Raw genomic sequence first — 1,836 nt, forward strand, 5'->3', positions numbered from 1 at the left:
GTCGTACGGCGGGGTGCCGGGCTCTCTCACGTCCGGGGCGCCGAGGCCTAGAGCTGGGTGAGGTCGGTCAGGCCGGTCTGGCGCACCACGCCGGCCGTCATCCCGGTGGTCGTCCCGGTCAGCGCGTCCGCCGTGTCGGTGAGGGAGATCCGGCTGTGCTCGTCGTCGCCCAGGCTGGCCTTGGCGCCGGGGATCACCTGGACGGCTCCGGTGATCAGGCGCGGGTCGATCTCGTCCACCTTCAGCCGGCCGCCGGCGAGCTGGCCGGCGCCGTCCTCGGCGAGCGCCAGCGGCTTGCCGAGGGTGAGCCCCGGGGTCTTGGCGTGCAGCGGCGAGGCCGGGGCGTCCAGCAGCACCGTGCCGACGTCGGCGCTCTGGTCGAGCAGCGGCACCGGCAGCTCGGCGTTGGCGCTGGGGCCGACCTTGCCGGTGCCCAGCTGGGGGACGATCTGCTCCGGGAGCAGCGCGCCGTCGGCGCTGGAGGTCGGACCGGGCACCGGCGGCATGAGCAGTGAGGTCGGGATGCCGGCCGTGAGACGGCTGCCCAGCGGGGCGAGCGGGATGTCCGCCGGGACCTGCTGGGTGGCCAGCGCGTCCTCCAGGGCGCCGACCTGTTCGGGGGCGATCGGGGCGACCGCGGAGGCCGCTCCCTGGGAGGCGAGCACGCCGGCACCGACCGCCAGCAGCATCGCGCCGGCCCGCTTGGAGAACTTCATGCTTTTCACCGTTCTGCTGTCCGAACTGGGGATCACGGGGAGGGCTGCGGGGAGCGCAGCAGGAAAGCGATGTGCTCAACGAGTGACCGGGAGCGTGGATTGCGGCCATTACCCGATTCGGAGTAATAATCCGATCGGAAGCGTGCCGTCGCCGCGCCTGCGGGACTCTTTTCAAAAATCACCGTAACCTTCCGTGCCGTCATTCTTTGATCTGGACGTCAGTGATTGCAGACCGGGTCTGAGCGTTCTCAGCGTCGTACGCAAGGAATCCAAGAGCATTTCAGAGAGGGATCTCGCATGATCCAGAAGTCCTTCGCCGCCGCCGGCCTGGCCGTCGCCGCGCTGGCCGGTGCCGCCGGGCCCGCCGCCGCCATCGGCGACTCGGACGGCGCGGCCGCCTCGATCGAGGGCAACGGCGGCACCAACTTCACCGGCACGGTCGGGAACAACAGCCCGAACTTCCACTTCCTGGACAACCCGAACATCTGCCTGCCGGAGATCCACAACATCGCCGTCGGCGTGCTCGGCGTGGCCGTCCCGGTCGAGGTCCCGATCGCCAACACCGGTGGCAAGCAGTACTGCACCATCGGCCAGGGCACCCAGAGCACGGGTGACGGAGGCATCTCCCACCTGGTCGGCTGACCGCTCCCCGAGCTGCTCTCCCTGCACCACCCGTCCGATCCACCTTCACATCGCTCCCCGATTCACCCCGAGAGGAAAAACCCGAAATGATCAAGAAGTCCTTCGCCGCCGTCGGCCTGGCCGCGGCCGCGCTCGCGATGTCGGCCGGTTCGGCCTCCGCCATCGTCGACTCGGACGGTTCCGCCACCTCCGTCCAGGGCAACGGCGGCACCAACCACACCGGCACCCTGGGCAACGACAGCCCGAACAGCCACGTTCTGGACAACCCGAACATCTGCCTGCCGGAGATCCACAACATCGCGGTCGCCGTCATCGGCATCGCGGTTCCGGTCGAGGTCCCGGTCCTGAACAACCAGCCGAAGCAGATCTGCGACGTGGGCCAGAACACCCAGTCCTCGGGCGACTCGGGTGTCTCGCACCTGATCGGCTGATCAAGGGGCACGGCACGGTCGGAGGGCCCGGGGAGGAAGGTCTCCCC

At 69.6% G+C, this 1,836-nt stretch carries 3 protein-coding genes; 2 read left to right on the plus strand and 1 reads right to left on the minus strand.

Translation table 11 applies throughout. The features are described 5' to 3' along the window. Positions 1-47: 47 nt before the first annotated feature. The gene (locus ACFRMQ_RS40460) at positions 48-716 is read right to left on the minus strand and encodes a hypothetical protein (RefSeq protein ID WP_380735916.1); all 669 of its coding nucleotides are present in this window, start codon (positions 714-716) and stop codon (positions 48-50) included. 297 nt (positions 717-1,013) lie between these two features. On the opposite strand from ACFRMQ_RS40460, the gene ACFRMQ_RS40465 reads away from it, so the two are divergent. Both ACFRMQ_RS40465 and ACFRMQ_RS40470 read left to right on the plus strand, forming a co-directional pair. Then, positions 1,014-1,358: a rodlet layer protein gene (locus tag ACFRMQ_RS40465; RefSeq protein WP_380735917.1), complete on the plus strand. Its 345-nt coding sequence runs from the start codon at positions 1,014-1,016 to the stop codon at positions 1,356-1,358. A gap of 86 nt (positions 1,359-1,444) precedes the next feature. Further along, complete coding sequence (locus ACFRMQ_RS40470; protein ID WP_380704725.1) at positions 1,445-1,789, plus strand: rodlet layer protein; 345 nt, start codon at positions 1,445-1,447, stop codon at positions 1,787-1,789. The last annotated feature ends 47 nt before the right edge of the window (positions 1,790-1,836 follow it).

Source organism: Kitasatospora sp. NPDC056783, from assembly GCF_042789895.1.
GTDB lineage: Bacteria > Actinomycetota > Actinomycetes > Streptomycetales > Streptomycetaceae > Kitasatospora.